General features: G+C 40.1%; 13 protein-coding genes and 2 pseudogenes. 8 read left to right on the forward strand and 7 right to left on the reverse strand.

The window, feature by feature from the left end:
- Positions 1 to 2: 2 nt before the first annotated feature.
- From JCM10596_RS27735 to JCM10596_RS09805, 3 genes are all read right to left on the reverse strand, one after another.
- The gene (locus JCM10596_RS27735; RefSeq protein WP_025026978.1) at positions 3 to 1,667 is read right to left on the reverse strand and encodes an ATP-binding protein; all 1,665 of its coding nucleotides are present in this window, start codon (positions 1,665 to 1,667) and stop codon (positions 3 to 5) included.
- Positions 1,664 to 2,080, reverse strand: a complete 417-nt coding sequence (locus tag JCM10596_RS09800) for a hypothetical protein (protein ID WP_025026979.1) — start codon at positions 2,078 to 2,080, stop codon at positions 1,664 to 1,666. Before JCM10596_RS09800 ends, JCM10596_RS27735 begins: the two co-directional genes overlap by 4 nt.
- A 122-nt stretch (positions 2,081 to 2,202) precedes the next feature.
- On the reverse strand, positions 2,203 to 3,165 hold the full coding sequence (locus JCM10596_RS09805; RefSeq protein ID WP_025026980.1) for a 2-hydroxyacid dehydrogenase: 963 nt from the start codon (positions 3,163 to 3,165) through the stop codon (positions 2,203 to 2,205).
- Positions 3,166 to 3,270: 105 nt separating this feature from the next.
- Between JCM10596_RS09805 and JCM10596_RS09810 the strand changes: the two genes are divergently transcribed.
- On the forward strand, positions 3,271 to 4,176 hold the full coding sequence (locus tag JCM10596_RS09810; protein WP_025026981.1) for a TIGR01777 family oxidoreductase: 906 nt from the start codon (positions 3,271 to 3,273) through the stop codon (positions 4,174 to 4,176).
- 384 nt (positions 4,177 to 4,560) lie between these two features.
- Here the strand turns inward: JCM10596_RS09810 and JCM10596_RS09820 are convergent, their stop codons facing one another.
- Together JCM10596_RS09820 and JCM10596_RS09825 are read right to left on the reverse strand one after the other, a co-directional pair.
- Positions 4,561 to 6,525, reverse strand: coding sequence for a methyl-accepting chemotaxis protein (locus JCM10596_RS09820; RefSeq protein WP_034681052.1), 1,965 nt, complete (start codon positions 6,523 to 6,525; stop codon positions 4,561 to 4,563).
- A 259-nt stretch (positions 6,526 to 6,784) separates the two neighbouring features.
- Complete coding sequence (locus tag JCM10596_RS09825) at positions 6,785 to 6,970, reverse strand: hypothetical protein (RefSeq protein ID WP_025026984.1); 186 nt, start codon at positions 6,968 to 6,970, stop codon at positions 6,785 to 6,787.
- A gap of 144 nt (positions 6,971 to 7,114) precedes the next feature.
- On the opposite strand from JCM10596_RS09825, the gene JCM10596_RS27740 reads away from it, so the two are divergent.
- The 7 genes and pseudogenes from JCM10596_RS27740 (at position 7,115) to JCM10596_RS09865 (ending at position 12,818) form a co-directional block, all read left to right on the forward strand.
- Positions 7,115 to 7,426, forward strand: a complete 312-nt coding sequence (locus JCM10596_RS27740) for a hypothetical protein (protein ID WP_025026985.1) — start codon at positions 7,115 to 7,117, stop codon at positions 7,424 to 7,426.
- 10 nt (positions 7,427 to 7,436) lie between these two features.
- Positions 7,437 to 8,543, forward strand: a complete 1,107-nt coding sequence (gene mutY, locus JCM10596_RS09835; protein WP_025026986.1) for an A/G-specific adenine glycosylase — start codon at positions 7,437 to 7,439, stop codon at positions 8,541 to 8,543.
- A gap of 243 nt (positions 8,544 to 8,786) precedes the next feature.
- Positions 8,787 to 9,538, forward strand: a pseudogene (fabL, locus tag JCM10596_RS24820) (enoyl-[acyl-carrier-protein] reductase FabL).
- A 59-nt stretch (positions 9,539 to 9,597) separates the two neighbouring features.
- Positions 9,598 to 9,750 (forward strand): gamma-type small acid-soluble spore protein, encoded by a 153-nt coding sequence (locus JCM10596_RS09845; RefSeq protein WP_025026987.1) that lies wholly within the window; start codon positions 9,598 to 9,600, stop codon positions 9,748 to 9,750.
- A 204-nt stretch (positions 9,751 to 9,954) separates the two neighbouring features.
- Positions 9,955 to 10,263 (forward strand): hypothetical protein, encoded by a 309-nt coding sequence (locus tag JCM10596_RS09850; protein ID WP_025026988.1) that lies wholly within the window; start codon positions 9,955 to 9,957, stop codon positions 10,261 to 10,263.
- A gap of 155 nt (positions 10,264 to 10,418) precedes the next feature.
- The gene (locus JCM10596_RS09855; RefSeq protein ID WP_025026989.1) at positions 10,419 to 10,946 is read left to right on the forward strand and encodes a DUF402 domain-containing protein; all 528 of its coding nucleotides are present in this window, start codon (positions 10,419 to 10,421) and stop codon (positions 10,944 to 10,946) included.
- Between the two features lie 123 nt (positions 10,947 to 11,069).
- Entirely contained in the window at positions 11,070 to 12,818 is a 1,749-nt protein-coding gene (locus JCM10596_RS09865; RefSeq protein ID WP_025026990.1) for an ABC transporter ATP-binding protein, read from the forward strand.
- On the opposite strand, the gene JCM10596_RS09870 is transcribed toward JCM10596_RS09865, so the two are convergent.
- Together JCM10596_RS09870 and JCM10596_RS24825 are read right to left on the reverse strand one after the other, a co-directional pair.
- Positions 12,803 to 13,846: an FUSC family protein gene (locus tag JCM10596_RS09870; RefSeq protein ID WP_025026991.1), complete on the reverse strand. Its 1,044-nt coding sequence runs from the start codon at positions 13,844 to 13,846 to the stop codon at positions 12,803 to 12,805. The two genes, JCM10596_RS09865 and JCM10596_RS09870, sit on opposite strands and share 16 nt — an antisense overlap.
- Positions 13,847 to 14,010: 164 nt before the next feature.
- Positions 14,011 to 18,557: pseudogene (locus JCM10596_RS24825) on the reverse strand (glutamate synthase-related protein).
- Positions 18,558 to 18,743: the final 186 nt, after the last annotated feature.

Here is an 18,743-nt window from a genome sequence, read left to right on the forward strand (position 1 = left end):
GCCTAATTGGCTTCTATGTGTTCTTTTTCTTGGCTTAGGGGGAGCAGTACTTCGAAGGTGGTTCCTTTTCCTACTTCACTTTGAATCCTTATACTTCCTCCATGACTTTCGATGATTTTATAGCTCACCATTAATCCTAGGCCTGTTCCCCTTTCTTTGGTCGTATAGAAGGGTTCACCAATTTTTTGAATTAAATCTGCTGAGATTCCTTTCCCATGATCAATAAAACGAATCATCATAAACTCTTTTTCCTTCACCGTTTCAATGAGGAACAATCCACCGTTGGTCATGGACTCAATTCCATTCTTCATCATATTAATAAAGACCTGTTTAATTTGATGTTCATCACAATAGCAAGGTAACGGAGTATCGGCAAAAAGGGTTTGGATCAGAACATTATTTAATAACGCCTGACTTTCAAGAAGTGTCACGACTTGCAATAAAATAGTCCGAATATCCTTCTCTTGAAACAGTGTGGCTTGAGGCTTGGCAAGCATCAAAAGCTCACTAAGAATTAACTCAATTCGATCCAATTCATCTCTCATGATTTGAAAATATTCTTCTTTACTCTCGCCAGAGCGATTCATTAATTGTAGGAAGCCTTTAAGAGAAGTAAGGGGATTACGAATTTCATGAGCAATCCCAGCGGCTAGCTGTCCAGCGATAGAAAGCTTTTCTGATTTAACCATATATTCTTCAGCCTGCTTTTGGTTCGTAATGTCTTTGGCAATCCAATAGACTCCTACAATGCGAGAGTTCACAATAATAGGCACATTGGTTACTTCAATATCTATTAAGCTCGTATTCTTATGATAAATCTTCAATTGATAGTGCTGGGGAAAACCCTGATTTACCTTGTGCAAGTAATAGGAAGCGCTTTCAATTGTATCTATAGAAATAAAGGAAAAAACAGATTGGTGGGCAACTTCTAAATAGGTAAAACCCGTGAGCTGCTCAAAGCTTTTATTAATACTAATAATGGTACCATCTGTAGTGGAGGAGAAGGTAGCACTAGGGTGGTATTCAAATAATGATCGATAACGCTGATCACTCTCTGCCCACTTCTTTTTCCAGCGTTGGGCGGTGAAAAAGATAATCACGACAATCATGAGTGAGCCTATGAGGCTACTTGCTAGTACAATATCTAGCAAATATTCAGATGAAGTGGTCAATTCTCCCTTGGCGATGACGGCAGCAAGCTTAAAGCCTGTGGTTTCTGAGGTGCGTAGGAAAATGAGCGATTGTTCACCGTTGATCATCATTTCGAATTGTCCTGTCGTATGACTTAGTAGTTTAGTTGCAGGAAGTGGATCATGATGATTTGATTCTATGTTTTTAAGATCAAGCTGAGAAATATGCCTTAGTGAGATTTCTCTCTCTGGATGAGCGATGAGAGCTCCATTAGAGTCAAATAGAAAGAGATATCCACGGTCTCCAATGACAATTGTTTCAAGAAAATCAGAAAGCTGAGTAGTGCTTCGATCGATTCCCATAACTCCAATCAATTCTCCTTGAGAGTTGTAAACTGTCTTGGCAATTGTGATCAGAGCTTCTAACCCCTTGGGAGAGTAATAGAGATAGGGTGAGGTGCGAATAATTTGATGAGGATGGTCAATCGCTTGTTGATACCAAATTCGTTTTCTCGGATCATATCCAGAATAGATCATTTCATTAGGCCATAGGATAAAGCTCCATGGATTGTCCCGAGGTAAACATACGCATTTTCAGGATGTGTATAAGCATAACGTTCAATTTCAGCATAGATGGTTCCTTCAAGTCCCATGTGATGGGATTGATTCAAATCAATCCACGTTCCTACTTCATTATAAAAGGTACTAATCGAATCATCAGCTTGCCTTATATTTGGGTTTAACGTGAGAAGATTCAAATCACGATCTAGATCTTTGAACATGGTATCAATGTATAATTGTGCTTGTAGAATCTCTTTTTCGATTGCTTCCTCTTTCAACTGAGAAATATGTTGGTAGGAATAGTATTGAAAGATGGCAAATAGAATCATTGGAATGATTCCAACGATAAAGATGGCAAGGAGGATTTTACTATTCTTAATCCTTCGCATCTATTCAACTCCTTCTCCAGATTTCCAGACCTCATTTGTATTATTGTTTATAATAAGCAAGAACAGGATAAAGTAGACTTCCATAGATGGAGTCTTATCGTCGGTTAGAACGGAATAAACGATTAACAGACAGGTGTTATTGGTTTTTTGTTCTGTAGGACTGCGATAATGTTCTCCGCAGCTAATAAAGCCATCTCAGTTCTGGTTTTGATACTTGCACTACCTATATGAGGGAGAGTAACCACATTGGGTAGTTGAAGGAGTGGATGCTCTGTGGATACAGGCTCTTGTTGAAACACATCTAAACCTGCTCCCCATATTTCTTTTTCTAGTAGAGCTTGGTACAGAGCTTCTTCATCAACAACGGCTCCACGGGAAGTATTGATGAAGATTGCATTTTTCTTCATAGCTTTGAATTGATTGGTGCTAATCAATCCTTTCGTTTCAGAAGTAAGAGGAGTTAACACAACTACAAAATCAGCTTCCTTTAACAGGGAGTCAAGTTCACAATATTCCACTCCAAGCCTTTCTTCTGCGTGCTTTTTACGTGTCCGATTGTAGTAGAGGACTCGCATATCAAAGCCCTTAGCTCTTCTGGCAACTCCTTCACCAATTCTTCCCATACCTATGATTCCTAGAGTGGCATCATAGACATCTTGCCCAGCTAATAGAAGAGGACTCCAGCTTGTCCACTCTCCATTTCGTAGGAAGCTAGAGGCTTCGACAATTCGTCTTGCCGTTGTCAGCATCAAGGCAAAGGTGAGGTCAGCTGTTGCCTCGGACAATACCTCAGGAGTATTGGTTACGACGATTCCTTTTTCCGCGGCATAGGGGATTGCAATGTTATCATAGCCTACAGCCATATTCGCTACAATTTTCAAATGAGTTCCGTTATCCAAAATTTGTTGATCTATGGAGTCAGTAAGCATGCAAAGAAGAGCATCTGCTTTTTGAACTTCATCCAATAGGCGTTGTCTAGATACGGGTGAGTCACCTTCCCAAACAGAAACGTGAGCAACTTCAGACAGCTTTTCTATTGCCTCATCGGGGATTTTCATGGTAATAAATACATAAGGCTTTGACATAGTGACTCCTTCCCATTGATATATAATAGTTATAAAAAGAGATTTATACATAAAGAGTATCAGAAACATTTGGAAAAAAAAAGAGTGAAAGGAGGTATTATTCAAATGAAAGTAGCGATTTTAGGAGGTACAGGTTTTATAGGAAAATATGTAGCGGAGGTATTGCAAGAGCGTGGACATCAGGTGGTGCTTTGGTCACGGCAAACAACTAAAATATCTTCGCTTTCCTCTCGATTTACCATTCAGCAGTGGCCTTTGGCTAAGGAGGAAGCTGTAGATGATATTGATGCCGTGATTAATCTTGCTGGGGAATCCATTAATCAGAGATGGACACAGCAAGCGAAAGAGAAGATTAGAAAGAGTCGAATCGAAACGACAAGACAGCTTGTCCGTTATGTTCAAGATGGAGTTCTTCAGCCCAAGGTGTTGATCAATGCTTCTGCGGTAGGATATTATGGTTTTTCAGAAGACCTTATCTTTACTGAAGATACTCCAGGTGCAGGAGATTTTCTTGCCTCTGTCACAAAAGAGTGGGAGCAAGAGGCTGATCAAGTGAGTAAGCACGGCATTCGTGTGGTCAAAGCTCGACTGGGTGTGGTCTTAGGCAGGGATGAAGGAGCTTTAGTAGAGATGCTTCGACCTTACCGCTTGTTTGTGGGTGGAACAGTGGGAAAAGGGACGCAATGGGTATCATGGATTCATATTCAAGATGTAGCCGGTTTGCTGGTGTTTGCTTTAGAACATGATCACATTTCAGGTCCCCTTAATGTCACCTCCCCTGGATTTATTCAAATGAAACAATTTGGAGAATTGATTGGTAAAACGATAGGCAAGCCTCATTGGTTCCCTGTCCCTTCCATTGTCTTGAAGGTCATGTTAGGTGAGGTTTCCCAGTTGGTTTTGGAAGGGCAACGAGTGATGCCAACAAAAGCACTTCAAGCAGGCTATCGCTTTATATATAAAGATTTGGAATCTGCTCTGTCTGACTTGCTTAAACGAAGGATAAGTTGATATACTGAAACATATCTTATTTTCAACAATAAGACGGGGGGAATCGTCATGGACATTATGTTCAGTAGCCCTGGTTTTATCTCTATGCTTGTTATGGGGATTATTCTCTTGGGGACACTCGTAGGTCGATTGGTTGGGCAATTTATCATATTGCAAGTGGAAAATTTCATGAAGAGTATGAGATTGCAACGGTCGTTCAACAGAAAGAAAAGTAAATTCAATTTGGAGCGTAAAATGAAAGAGACCAGACAGGATAAAATGTCCTTAGCAAAGGGTACATTTTGGAATGTCAGGTCTCTTTTCTATACTTTCTGGTAGCATGAAAAGCTTCCTCTAAAGAAGGACTAGACGACATCTTCGAAAGGGCTTCGGTAGAAGCTTTTCTTATAGCTTAAATTTCGTGATTTCTTTCTTTAGCTCCTTGGCAGATACTGAGAGATGCTCAGCAGAAGTAAGAATCTCTTCTACAGCAGAAAGCTGTTTGTCTGAAGACTCGGCTACCTCTTTTGTTTTTCGTGATGAATCTTCTGCAATGCCAGACATGTGTTCGAAGGAAGCGGTCACTTGTTCTGCTCCAGCCGACATTTCTTGGGAAGCAGCTGAAACCTCTTCGATTTGAGTAGCGACATGTTGGATAGATTGTAAGATCTTGATAAAATTCTCACCCGTTAATTGAGCTAATTCTGTACCGGAATCCACTTCTTTCTTTCCTTGCTCCATCGCCTCCACGGCTTTTTGTGTTTCGGCTTGGATTTCACGAATCATCACTGAAATTTGATCTGCAGATCTCTTGGATTCTTCAGCAAGCTTTCGTACTTCATCAGCAACGACGGCGAAGCCGCGACCATTTTCTCCAGCTCTAGCTGCTTCAATCGCAGCGTTGAGTGCTAGTAAGTTTGTTTGTTCAGAGATACCTGTGATTACTTCTAGAATTTGTCCAATTTCACTTGAACGTGTGCCAAGGACAGAAACAATCTCGAATGTTTGTCCTACTGAGGAGTGGATGGTGTTCATCTGGTCCATCACTTTAGAGATGTTCTGATTTCCTTCCTCCGCTAATTGAGAGGTATCCGTCGAAGCTTCTGAAACGACAGAGGAGCTCTCAGCAATTCGTTGAATGCCTAAAGCCATTTCTTCCATGGCTCTCGCTGATTCTTGAGAAGTATGGACTTGGGACTCGGAACCTTCTGCTACTTCTTGAATCGCTCTATTTACTTCTAATGTTGCCTCATTGGTTTGATTCGCCACATCTTTTAGAACCTCAGCTGAGGAGCTTAATTGATCAGACGTTTGATTTAGATTAAGCAGGATCGAACGAATAGATTGACTCATTTTGTTGAAGCTTTGCCCTAGCTCTCCTAGTTCATCCTGAGATTTGATTTCAACTCTTTCTGTTAAGTCCCCTTCACTAATTTTCTCTGCTGAGGCTACAAGCTGTCTAAGTGACTGAATGATGGGCTTAATAATCGGGTACACAATAATCGTACAGACAATAGCTGTAATAAGGATGACGACCATAGTCACTAGGAGAATTGGCTTTGCTTGTTCAGTGACTTCAGCCGTGTCCAACGCTCCTCCGATTTTCCAACCTGTAAGGTCATTTGTTCTAAAGGCCATTTCCTTGTCTACGCCGTTAAATACATAGTGAAAATAACCTGTCAGATCAGCGTACATGAGATCAACGAAATCTCCTTCTAATGGCTCACCAACCTCTAAAGTAGGGTGAACAACAATTCCTCTATTTTTGTCCAGAATGAAGGGGTATCCGCGTTCACCAATCTTCACTTCTTGAACGATTTGGGAGATGACACTAATATCAATATCCACTCCGACAACTCCTGCTCCCCCATTTAAGGATTTCGCAACGGTGATAATTAAATCACCTGTGGAGGCATCTTCGTATGGAGCAGTGGTAATAATGTCTCCAGGATTAGCTATCGCCTCTTGGTACCATGGACGGATTCTTGGATCATAGTCTGCGGGAAGGTCTGCCTCTGGAGAGATGAGCATGTCACCATCTTTTGTCCCTAGATAGGCATACTTTGTATCCATGTATGACAGAGTGACCTCATCAAGTCTGTTTTGAACAAGGGTTTCCCAGTCTTCTTCGGAGAGAAGAGGTTGCAGAATCCTTGTGAGATATTCTACTTCTTGTTGTTTTGGAAGAAAGAAGGTATTGATTAGGTGATTCAATAAACTAGCATTCTCATCGGCGCTTTGAGTCATATTCTGATGAATATGTTCTTTAGATGTGTAATACGAAATGGAACCGATAATAAGCCCAGGTACTAATAAAATAAAAGCAATCGTCATAAGGAGTTTAGATTTAATGCTAAATTTTTTCTTCATGGTTGTCATTGTCCTTTCTACATTAGATTGATGTCTAGCATTGAACGAGGCTCTAGTTTTTTCATATTTTTCACCTGCATCGTTGATATGTTTTATATCGGATGCATGGTTATGATTTTTGAGTTCTTTGACAAAAGGAATTTAAAAATTAAAAAAATTCAAAGAGGAACACAAAAAAGATGCCCTTACTAATAAGGCATCTTCGTAGAGAAGCAATATGAAGCAATATAATGAAATAAATTAATTAGAATAGAACAGCTTATTTCTCTTCAGCTGTAACCAAATTCCCGAACAAAAATAGGATAAGGCCTAAGGCGGCTCCATATGGAACTGCGGAAGCGAATGTAAATTCAAATCCCTTGATACTTGCTACTACAAAACCAACAGCCATGCTTAGTACAACTCCAAATATAACAGACATCACTAATGCCATTACCTTATTCATTAGAACACCTCAGAATCATTTATTTATGTAACCATACGTTTTCCTTCACTTATACATTTTAAAGAATTGGGAGCTAAAATACAAGCGGTATTATTCACAATTCATGATATAATACCTAATAGTGATGAAAGGGGGAGAGAATCTATGCCAACACTCTTTATTGAATATAAGATTCATGATGAGTTAAAACCAATGTTTTTACAGGAACGGGCCTTCGTAGCATCTCAAATCAGAGAATTAGGTATTCATCAATATCAGGTTCTTGAAGCGGTGGATCAGCCTTTTCTATATGTTGAATCATTAGAACTGCCCTCTCTTGAACTATATCACCAGTGGAAAAAAGAGCTGGAAGAAGAGGACCCAGCCTTACCTTGGAATCCGATCCTAAGATATGTTGTGGGTGGTCGTAAAAAGTTTCATATGTGGGCGTTCTCTCCACTGCCGCTATCGATCTGACTATAAGAGCATGCTGGGGGAGAAAGAAGTGAAGTATCTTAAAGATTTTCCAAAACAATCCTTTCAAGAGGAATTATTATATTGGTTTGAAAGAAATATGAGAGATTTACCGTGGCGCAAGGATAAAGATCCTTATAAAGTATGGGTATCAGAAATCATGCTTCAACAAACAAGAGTCGATACGGTGATCCCGTATTTTCAACGTTTTATTGCCCGTTTTCCAACGATTGAAGCCTTAGCAGAAGCTCCTGAAGAAGAGGTGTTGAAGAATTGGGAGGGGTTAGGTTATTATTCACGTGCTAGAAACCTGCAAAGTGCGGTAAAAGAAGTAAAGGAAACTTACGGTGGAGTCGTCCCTGATGAGCCAGAGCAAATCTCTACATTAAGAGGGGTAGGACCTTATACTGCTGGAGCCATCTTAAGCATTGCTTATGGCAAAAGGGAACCGGCTGTTGACGGTAATGTCATGCGTGTCTTTTCACGTCTATTTGCCATTGAAGAGGATATTCAAAAGGTGAAAACCAGGAAACTGTTTGAAGAGCTAGTGAGGGAATTGATACCAGAAGGACATGCTTCCTATTTTAATCAAGGAATCATGGAATTAGGGGCTTTGATTTGCTCCCCTCAGTCACCTAAATGTGAGTCGTGTCCTGTCCAACAGTTTTGTCAGGGTTATCATCAAGGAATTCACCACGAACTCCCGATCAAAACAAAGAAAAAGAAACCGAAACCTTTACAGATGGTGGCGGGAATATTAATTGAAAAAGAGCAGGTGCTGATTAGACAAAGAGAGGAATCTGGGCTTTTAGCTAAATTATTTGAGTTTCCCAATGTAGAATGGTCCACTACTCCAGAAGAAGCGATTAGCTCTCACTATGATACGATCTATGGTATTAAAGTAGAAACTAAAAGAGAAATGAATCGTGTTCAGCATACATTTTCTCACTTAATCTGGGATATTACCGTTTTTGAGTTGGAAAGAATGGAGGAACCGGAACACCTCAAAGCCCTTCCCGAAAGAAGTCGCTGGGTGAAGCTAGATCAACTAGATGAATTAGCCTTTCCTGTGTCTCATCAGAAAATTAAGAAACAGATTTACACGAAGGGTCTAGATTAGTACAGATAGAATAGTACAGGGGATAAGGAAAGAAATACGTGTGCGGTTGAGTGATTCCACAGAAAAAACCATAGGTTGTGTAGGAGTACACAACCTATGGATTAGAAGAACAAAGGTTCGAAATAATGTAGTTAAGTAAAACTTGGCAAGTAATGAAATTTATTCTTAAGTTAATTATATAGTAATTCATACATACTGTAAAGATTTTCTTTTATAAATTCCCCGAAGCAGGAGCGTGTATAGATGATGGAAAAGAAAGTAGCTTTAATTACTGGAGGCAGTAGAGGTATTGGTAAGGAAATTGCTAAGTTGTTAGCGGATAAAGGATATCGCCTTGTTATCAATTTTGCCAGAAATCGCAAGGCAGCAGAAGAGACAGCTTCTGAGCTAAGAGAGAAAGGAGCAGAAGTATTACTAGTCAAAAGTAACGTCGGTGATCCAGAAAAAATTAAACAGATGTTCACCGAGATAGATGAGCATTTCGGTCGCTTAGATGTATTAGTCAATAATGCACCTCTGGCGTTTTAAGACCATTAATGGAGCTTGAAGAAAATCATTGGGATTGGACGATGAACATTAATACTAAAGCTCTCCTATTTACTGCTCAAGAAGCAGCAAAAAGAATGGAAAAAGTAGGTGGAGGAAAAATAGTAAGTCTTAGTAGTATAGGCTCAATAAGAGTATTAGAGAACTATACAACAGTAGGAGTTTCTAAAGCAGCTTTAGAAGCTTTAACTCGATATTTAAGTGTAGAACTTGCCTCCAAAAATATAGTCGTTAACGCCGTGTCAGGGGGAGCAGTGGATACGGATGCACTAAAGCATTTCCCCAATCGTGAAGAAATATTAGAAGAAGCGGCAAGGAGGACTCCGGCGGGTCGAATTGTTCAACCTATCGATTTAGCACAGGCTGTTTTATTTCTAATCTCGGAAGAAGCTTCGATGATTCGAGGTCAAACCATCATTGTTGATGGTGGGATTTCATTATTAGTTTAGTCATTTTATGAATAATTTGTTATTCCTTTGCTCACATTATGGATGTGGAGGTGATAACAATGGCTAAAAGAAACAAAACTCAAGCTGGAACGGATATTCAGCAAGTAAAACAGCAAAACCAAGCAGCGGCTCAAGGGCAAGATGCGGAATTTGCTAATGAAACAAATGCAGCTGAGGTTCGCCGTCAAAATCAGCAATCTCAAAAAAAATAATTAATTTTTTGTCATCGAACATACCTATATACTTAGAAAAGAGGCCTATCCAGTCATGGATGGGCTTTTTTTCATCTCGAAATTCACTTTCGACAGGATGTAGACAAAGGTTCTAAGAATTAGACAAAACTAGCTAAAGGAGCCAAAAGTTGTATAGCGAATGTGTATAAAGAGAAATGAGCTGAATGGAAGGTGAAGGTAAATATGATTCAGGAATTCGATGAGTTATTATGCTGGCAAGCAGAAATAGCTGATTCAATTGTCCAATTACAAACAGAGATTCTTAAGTATGAGGATTTAGAAAATCAGTTGCTGAAGCGAAGAGAACAAGCGATGATTCACCATGCTTTAGGCTTAAAAAATGAATTGAAGGAAATTGAATACGGGCTACATTACGTTCAGACACAAATGAATCAGAAAAAGAAGCAGCTACAATCCTTACAGGAAGACTTTCAGCAAAAGGTTGATGATATCATCAAGTATTATAAAAATTATAAAATGACTCTCACGTAGAGAGTTTTTTCTTTTGTGTAGACTATAAAAAATGACTTTTCTACATAATGATAAAGAGAATATTAGAAGTTTGGGAAGAGAAAGAGTATAATAGAAGATAAACACGTCGTTCAAGTAAGTAAACACATCGTTCGAGTAAATGGAAGGAGAAAACAATGATTTATCCCTATCCTGGACAACAAATTCAAATCAAAAGCTTTAAACATGATGAATCGTTACACCGAGTATGGGATAGTTCAACTGTTCTCCAGACAGGTTCAACTAGTTGGATTGTAGGAAATGATCGGATCCTTGTTAAAGAATCTAATGGGAGTGAATGGAGAACAAGAGAACCAGCGATTTGTACGTTTGGTAAAGGGCAATGGTTCAATACGATTGGCATGCTTCGTGAGGATGGAGTTCATTACTATTGCAATATCGGTTCCCCTTATCGCTGGCACAAACAAGCTTTGCAGTATATTGATTATGATTTAGATGTGAAGGTATTTCCAGATATGACCTATGTTATCTTAGATCAGGATGAATATGAAGAGCACCGCAAGTTGATGAATTATCCAGAAACCATCATGTTTGAAATTAAGCGAGGAATGGACGAGCTCTTATCCTTAATTCACCAAAGAAAAGGCCCTTTTGAAGCTGATTACGTAGAAAGATGGTACGAAAGATATTTATATTATAAATGAAACAAGAGGAATATACATGAACAAAGGAATGGATGAAGATGTAAAAAGTTTATTTACAGCCGATCCATTCTTTTGTGTTTGTCTGATGGAAAGAAATCAAACCTGAGGTAGAGGAGAAGACACTTGGAGAGCATCAAACATTACTTACAGTTTGTCAGACCTTATTGGAAAATGATTTTAGGCACATTAGTCATTGGGATTATCAAGTTTGGGATCCCGCTCGTCCTTCCTTTATTACTGAAATATGTGATCGATGATTTGATTATTGCAGAAACCCTGAGTAAAGAAGAGAAAATCTCTCAATTAATCTGGATCATGGCAGGAGCTTTTATTCTATTTACCATTGTTCGGGGGCCAATTGAGTATTATCGTCAATTTTTCGCTCAATGGATAGGAAACAAAGTGCTTTATGATATACGAGAGCGCTTGTTTTCTCATTTGCAAAAGCTGTCGTTGCGTTATTACAATAATAATAAGGCTGGGGAAATTATCTCTAGAGTGATAAATGATGTTGAGCAGACGAAGAATTTTGTCATGACGGGCTTAATGAATCTCTGGCTAGATTTTGTCACCCTAGTCATTGCGATTGGATTGATGATGTTTTACTTGGACTTTTCCTTGACGTTAGTTGCTATTGCCGTTTTCCCGCTATATGCCTTCTCCGTCAAGTATTTCTATCAACGCTTACGGTTTTTAACTAGAAAAAGGTCTCAGGCTTTAGCAGAGATGCAGGGACATCTTCACGAAAGGGTCCAAGGAATGAGTGTAGTACGTAGCTTTGCTCTTGAGGAGCATGAGCAGAAGCATTTCTCTAAACAAAATAATCAATTTTTGCAGAAGGCGCTAGACCATACCAAGTGGAATGCCAAAACCTATACGGTGGTGAACACGATCACCGACATTGCCCCTCTGCTGGTGATAAGTTATGGGGGATATCAAGCGATTTTAGGGAATATCACGCCAGGTGACTTAGCGGCATTTTTATTCTATGTAGAACGAATCTATGGTCCCCTGCGACGCTTAGTGAACTCATCGACAACATTAACCCAAGCAGTGGCTTCAATGGACCGGGTGTACGAGTTGTTTCAAGAGAAATATGATATCCAAGAACACCCTGGGGCTAAGAAAGTATCGCGTGTGAAGGGAGAGATTCTCTTTCACAATGTTACTTTTTCCTACGACCAAGATCGAGAAGCGGTGCTAAAGAATATTCAGCTTGAGATTAAAAGCGGTGAAACCATCGCTCTAGTTGGCATGAGTGGAGGAGGGAAATCCTCCTTAATCAGCCTTATTCCGCGTTTTTATGATGTAACAGCAGGATCGATCCTGTTAGATGGTATGGATATTAAAGAATATAACATTCACTCTCTAAGGGATCAGATTGGAATGGTGTTACAAGATAATATTCTATTTAGTGACTCTGTAAAAGAGAATATTCTCATGGGAAATCCGCAGGCTACGGATGAAGAAGTGATCGCCGCAGCACAAGCGGCGAATGCACATGAATTTATTATGGAGCTGTCCAGTGGCTATGATACTCCTATTGGAGAAAGAGGTGTTAAGCTATCTGGTGGACAAAAGCAAAGAGTGGCAATTGCCCGTGTATTTCTGAAAAATCCAGCCATTCTTATATTAGATGAAGCGACCTCTGCCCTTGATCTGGAATCAGAAAAAATGATTCAAGAGTCAATAGAGCGACTTGCTCAAAATCGAACAACCATTATTGTCGCTCATCGCTTGTCGACCATTACCCATGCGGACCGAATCATTGTCATCGAAAATGGTCAAATTGTAGAAGAAGGGTCGCACCTAGAGCTATTGGAGCAACAAGGCTCTTATGCACGATTGTATGAGATTCAATGGAAAGAATAATAATTCTCAACAAGCTTATCTAGATGATCTAAGTCCTCAGAGTAATCGATCACTCTAGACAAGACGGGAAATAGATGGAGCCATTGGCTTCGTCTAGCTTCGTTTTCGTCATCATATAACAAGACAAAGCTATGCAGCAGTCCTTCTCTTCCTTGAATGATATCATTTGAAGGTTGGTGTGGATGCTGTGTTTTTATTTTTCCTTCATATTTCAAGAGGATTTTCTCGTGGTAATTCGTTAGCATTTCAATCTCACGGTGCAAGAGCTCTCGTAAATCCTCGGATAAGGTTTGCAGGTCGTTTTGCTGTCGTTCAGAACGTTCTAATAGGTAGAAGGCTTTTTTAGAGCTTTTAATCATCTGACGGTAGAGGACCAATTTACGTGCTTTAGAGTATTGAACCTTACGGAAATACGTTCGTTCTTCTTTATACAAGCAATACAGGTCATCTAATTGTTCGAACTGTTGATTCATCAGCTTAAGGTCCTCTCGATACTTCTTATCTTCCAGCTCATTCATTGTACTTGAGCGCAGATATTCAAGAATCATTCGATTGGTTCCGAGTATTTTTTGATATAGTTTTTCCTCATATTTTGGGGGCAGGAAAATGACATTGACTAACAGAGCAGCACCTATACCCGTTAGAATTAAGAGAAAGCGATCTGCTGCAAAAAGAAGGAAGCTCCCTGTCGTGCTTTCCATAATGGCAATGACCGTAATAATGGACAAGGGAATGGCTTTCTCAAACTTTAATTGCAGATTAATCGCGATCACTAACATGACCACAATTCCTACAATAAAAGGTTCGTTTCCAAGCAGATAAGTAAAGGAAATCGCCACTAGAGCGCCAATAATATTAGCTTGAATTTGATCTAAAATATGCTGCCAAGAGCGGTATAAAGAGGGCTGAATAGAGAGCGCAGCGGCTAAGGCAGCGAAAATGACAGGATCAAGTCCAAAGAATGTAGCAAGATATAAGGCTATGGTAAGTGCTATTCCTGTTTTTAGAATTCGAGCACCAAATTTCATATAGGATGATTCCTTTCTAGTGTTCAATTGTAAAATAATACATCAAATTCTCCTTCGTTTCAATAAGAAAGTATAGGCAGGAAGTGAAAAATGATCAACAAAAAGAGCTATCACCACCTAAGAGATGATAGCTCTTTGACTTTGTTATACTGCTATATTCTACTTTATTCTGTTGAAACAGCAGGGTCTGCTTGTTCCTTCATTGGTACGATTTGAACAAAATGATCTTCGCAAGAATTTTTCAAATCAAGTACTTGATTTGCTTTTTCATGCTGACCACTTGCCAGTAGTTCTTCAATATAAGCAGCAAGTAATTCATGAAGATCATTCTTTCCTTTTTCGGAAAGTGGTTGGATGCTAATTTTTGCTGCTTTAGCGATACGACGTTGGATCGCTGCTTGATCTAATCCAAGCTCAGGAACCATACGTTGGTAGATTACTCCACCTGTCATCCCTGAACAGATCCAAGGACCTGGATCTCCCATAACAACAGCTCTGCCGTTTGTCATGTATTCGAAAGCAAAGCCTTTGATATTGGCTCTTGCTCCGTAACCGCCTAAGTGATCTTGGAGTGGAGAAGTGACTTCGCCGCCAATGATAACATCAGCACCAGATAGACGGATACCTGCTCTGGAATCTGCATTTCCTTGGACGATAAAGAGTCCTTTTTGTGCCCCATAACAGAATCCTTTACCAACAGATCCATTGATATATTGATTTACTTTATTTTTGGTTTTTAAGATGCTTGTCACACCACCAAAGGATGTTTTCCCTACACCATCTTGAGCTCCACCATGGACACGAATATGGATGCCGTCTACGTTGAAGGCAGCTAAACCATTACCAGGTACGGAACCTTGATCAAACGTCAGGTTAACTTTAGGCAGCTTATTGTAGCTACCATCTAATCTGTTCTTCACGCGCTCACCAGCAAATCGGCTTCCTAGCACTCGTTGCTCACAAGTGATGGCATTAAATGTTCGATTTAGAGGGGCATCATAGGATACATACGGATTAGAATCCACATGTCCTTCAGCACCCACCGCCATGGCTAGAGGAGCAGCTACTTGTGTTTTGCTTTCTACCTTTTGCACAACTGCCTGTGCTGCCTCTTGAGCTGGAGCAATTAGGTTACTTAGATCCATTGTCTCTAGGGCGCGCGTCTGAATCAATAAATCAGATCGACCGACTAGATCTTGAGCATTTTGAAAGCCAAGCTCTCCAGTTAAGCGTTGAAGTTCTTTCCCAATAGAAGAGAACAATTCTTTTAATCCTTGAATAGCATGAGAACCAACGCGAGGAACAAAACGCTTTAATCCTTTTTCATGAGCTTCTTCCATCGAATCAATCTGTGTAGCAATACCAACATGACAAGTATCTAAGTGACAACCACGACAAGTTGTACAACCCACAGCAATCATAGATAAGGTTCCAAATCCGATACGGTTAGCTCCGAGTAACATCATTTTTAGAGCATCTAATCCGCTTTTGACTCCACCGTCACCCCATACTTCAACATGCTGACGAAGCCCTGCTTCAATAAGCGCATTATGTGCTAATTTTACCCCAATTTCTGCTGGTAAACCTACATATTGTAGAGCATGTATACGAGCAGCTCCAGTTCCTCCGTCGAATCCACTGATGTTAATGATATCAGCGCCTGCTTTGGCAATACCAACGGCAATGGTACCGATATTAGGAACAACAGGAACTTTGACAATCACTTTCGCTTCATGATTTGCTGTTTTAAGCTCTGTAATCATTTGTGCCAAATCTTCAATCGAATAGATATCATGGTTATTTGAAGGAGAGATCAGGTCAGAACCGATTGTTGCATTACGAGCTGCTGCAATTTTTGCTGTTACTTTTGAACCTGGTAAGTGTCCACCTTCACCCGGTTTTGCCCCTTGACCAATTTTAATCTCAAGGTATTTAGTAGAGTTTGCAAGCTCAACATTCACACCGAATCGACCTGAAGCGATTTGCATTCCTCTTGTGTTATAGTATTTGCCTAACATGTCTTTGATTTCTCCACCTTCACCATTTAAACTGATCATGTTTAATTGGTGAGCAGCCTCAGCGTAAGCACGGAAGGCTGTTTCATTTTGAGAGCCAAAGGACATGGAACTGATAACAAATGGCAGATGATGATCAGCGACGCCAACGCTCACTTGCTCAGCAGGAACATCACTCGCATTTTCCGTTCTTGCTTTCTCTATATTTAGATCCGCAACATGTCGAATAGAAATAGGATTTTCTCTTTCCTGTTCTTCTAGTTTATCTGCATATTCTCTATATTCTAATGTTCCTGCGGCTACTTGCCCGATTGGCTTCCATAGACGTGGGAATAGACGGAACGTTTTCGATGCTTTGGCTTTTTCACCAGCAAAGTCCTCTGCACGCTTTTTGCTGTCTTCTTCCATCTGAGCAAAGCCCAGACCGATATTTTCTGAACCGAAGAAATTCACGATGCCTAAGGCTTCTGCAACTGCGGTCTGTAAACCAATACTAGAGAAGATACGGTTATATCCACGTAATTCATGAATTCCATTTGTAGATGTTACTTTTTCCAAGCCTTTTGATAGGGCAGAGAATAGATTGATAGCACCCTGTGTATTTTCTGAATTGGAAACCGTCGCAAATAAGAGGTACGGATTAATCGCATCGGCTCCTAAACCACAGGCTACAGCGATATCATGTAAGGAGCGAATGGAACCAGAACGTAAGATAAGGCTTGTTTTTCTGCGGATGGCGCTTCCAGCCTCGTCCATCGTAGCAGCTAAACGCTGATCAACGCTTGCCACAACCAAATGTGGGTCAATCCAATACTTACCCTCTGTATGTGAAAGCTGATCATCAAGTACGATCACCTTTGCTTGCTGTTCCTGTGCCGCTTTGACTGCCTCTGTAGCGATTCTGTCTAGAGCTTGTGGAATCGTTTCTCCCTCAGCAAAATAGACATGGATCGTCTTGCTTTGTTCACCAAAGTACGCCAATACTTGTTCATAGGATAAGGTATCTAATTGAGCACTTACTTGTGCGCCTACTTCACTTTCAAGTAAAAGCGGAGAAACAAGCTCTAGACGAGGATATACATCCTTTTGTTCAAAGCTACTTGTTCCTTTGGCTAAGGAAGAACGTCCGCCAAGAATCACACGCGTGGAGAAATGCTCCATTTCTCGTTCACGGTCAATTGCAGGGTTCGTTACAACCGCTACGCTTTCTTTCAAGTAGTCAGCAATATTTTGACGTTCAGTAGTAAGGGCTGCCAAAGGTCCATCATGCCCTAATGATCTTACAGCTCTGCACCATTAGACGCCATTTGCTCTGCGAGTTGAATATTTTCACGATCCCAACCGAAGGCACTATAATATTGATCCGTTGGTTTTAACTCTTCTTGAACCTCTGTAGTAGATGGAAGGGAAGGAGTGCTCAACATAGCATGAGCCCCGCTGATTTCTTTGCGCAGAGAATAACGCTCTAATACAACATCTTGCAGCTCATGATGATAATATACTTCTACCATTCCACTGCGCAGGACGATACCAACCTTTTCTCCTGGAGCTAATGATTTTGGTTCATCAAGCATTTCGCTAACAGGGATGAGTCCTTGTTCAGAGGAGAAATACAGATGGTCTTCAGATTCCACCATCCATACAGGACGAAGACCTAATGAATCGACACTAAAGATACATTCATCAGCGTGACGAGAAACAATTCCAGCAGGTCCTTGTGCAAAATGTCCCCAAGATTGGCGAATGTCTACATATAAATCCTGAAGATCAGAACGTAGATTCTTCATCTCATTAATGATAGGAGGGAAGACCATTTCCATAGCTTCAAATAGACTAAACCCATAACGATGGATTAGCGTTTCAACTGTTCTGTTAAGATCTTGAGAATCACTACCTCCGTCAACAAGGGGTACGCCGATCATGCTTGCTTCTTGACGAAGCTGAGAAATCGTATTAATTTCTCCGTTATGTCCTAGCAAGCTAAAAGGTTGCACGCGAAAAAAGCTGGATAGCGTATTCGTCGAATAACGATTATGTCCAATTGTCATACCAGATTGAAATAATGGATTACCCAAATCTTCAAAATATTTAGGTAAAATATTAGCAGCACCCATCACCTTGTAAACACAGGAATGGCTACTTAATGAAGCAACATGCACAGGAAATTTTTCTTCTATAATAATTTGTAAATCAAATAAAATTTGTCCGATCGTTGATGTGGATTGTTCATCTTTCCAAGTACCTGTTACTTGCCAAAAAAGTGGTTCATCATTGATTCCGTTAGGTCCTAAGTGTTCTGAATACACTTGATCCTCTACTTCAAGTAAAATCTCAGCTTTCGTATCTGTGAAAAGTGTTCGAATTTCACGCTGGATGGCCGTCACATCGGAGGTTTTAGGGATAAATAGATGACCTACGAAGAAATCATCGCTATAGACCAGATTAGCTGGCAAGTCGGCTTGTTTGTAACGTTCTTCCCAAAGGGCACGAGGAATGTCCGTTAACAACCCACACCCGTCACCTTCGCCGTCGATAAAGCCTGACCGATGTTCCATTTTGATCAAGGCATCAACCGAATTCAAAATGTTTTTATGGGTGGGTTCCCCATTTTTATTTACGATAGCCACAATTCCGCAACTATCATGCTCAGTATTGTGGAAATTTTTAAAACTGCTTGGGCTCCACTTCATTTTCATACAACTGGTCAGCTAGTCTGACCTTCACCTCCTGTTAGATTTTTTATCAAAGGAACTTGACAAGTAAGACAATAATATCATGAATTTTCTGACCCAACAAGACATCAATGCGTGAATATTCAAATGTAAGCGTTTTTATTCAAAAAAATTTTATATTTAGGCAAAAAACGAAGAAGGGATTGCATA

The organism is Caldalkalibacillus mannanilyticus JCM 10596 (assembly GCF_000615945.1).
GTDB classification, from domain to species: domain Bacteria; phylum Bacillota; class Bacilli; order Caldalkalibacillales; family JCM-10596; genus Bacillus_AT; species Bacillus_AT mannanilyticus.

Excerpts from the sequence above, each read along its gene's own strand:
- JCM10596_RS09820 (WP_034681052.1), bottom strand. The coding sequence starts at position 6,525 with ATGAAGAAAAAATTTAGCATTAAATCTAAACTCCTTATGACGATTGCT.
- JCM10596_RS09855 (WP_025026989.1), top strand. The coding sequence starts at position 10,419 with ATGATTTATCCCTATCCTGGACAACAAATTCAAATCAAAAGCTTTAAA.
- JCM10596_RS09845 (WP_025026987.1), top strand. The coding sequence starts at position 9,598 with ATGGCTAAAAGAAACAAAACTCAAGCTGGAACGGATATTCAGCAAGTA.
- JCM10596_RS09800 (WP_025026979.1), bottom strand. The coding sequence starts at position 2,080 with ATGCGAAGGATTAAGAATAGTAAAATCCTCCTTGCCATCTTTATCGTT.
- JCM10596_RS09825 (WP_025026984.1), bottom strand. The coding sequence starts at position 6,970 with ATGAATAAGGTAATGGCATTAGTGATGTCTGTTATATTTGGAGTTGTA.
- mutY (WP_025026986.1), top strand. The coding sequence starts at position 7,437 with ATGCTGGGGGAGAAAGAAGTGAAGTATCTTAAAGATTTTCCAAAACAA.
- JCM10596_RS27735 (WP_025026978.1), bottom strand. The coding sequence starts at position 1,667 with ATGATCTATTCTGGATATGATCCGAGAAAACGAATTTGGTATCAACAA.
- JCM10596_RS09810 (WP_025026981.1), top strand. The coding sequence starts at position 3,271 with ATGAAAGTAGCGATTTTAGGAGGTACAGGTTTTATAGGAAAATATGTA.
- JCM10596_RS27740 (WP_025026985.1), top strand. The coding sequence starts at position 7,115 with ATGCCAACACTCTTTATTGAATATAAGATTCATGATGAGTTAAAACCA.
- JCM10596_RS09850 (WP_025026988.1), top strand. The coding sequence starts at position 9,955 with ATGATTCAGGAATTCGATGAGTTATTATGCTGGCAAGCAGAAATAGCT.
- JCM10596_RS09870 (WP_025026991.1), bottom strand. The coding sequence starts at position 13,846 with ATGAAATTTGGTGCTCGAATTCTAAAAACAGGAATAGCACTTACCATA.
- JCM10596_RS09805 (WP_025026980.1), bottom strand. The coding sequence starts at position 3,165 with ATGTCAAAGCCTTATGTATTTATTACCATGAAAATCCCCGATGAGGCA.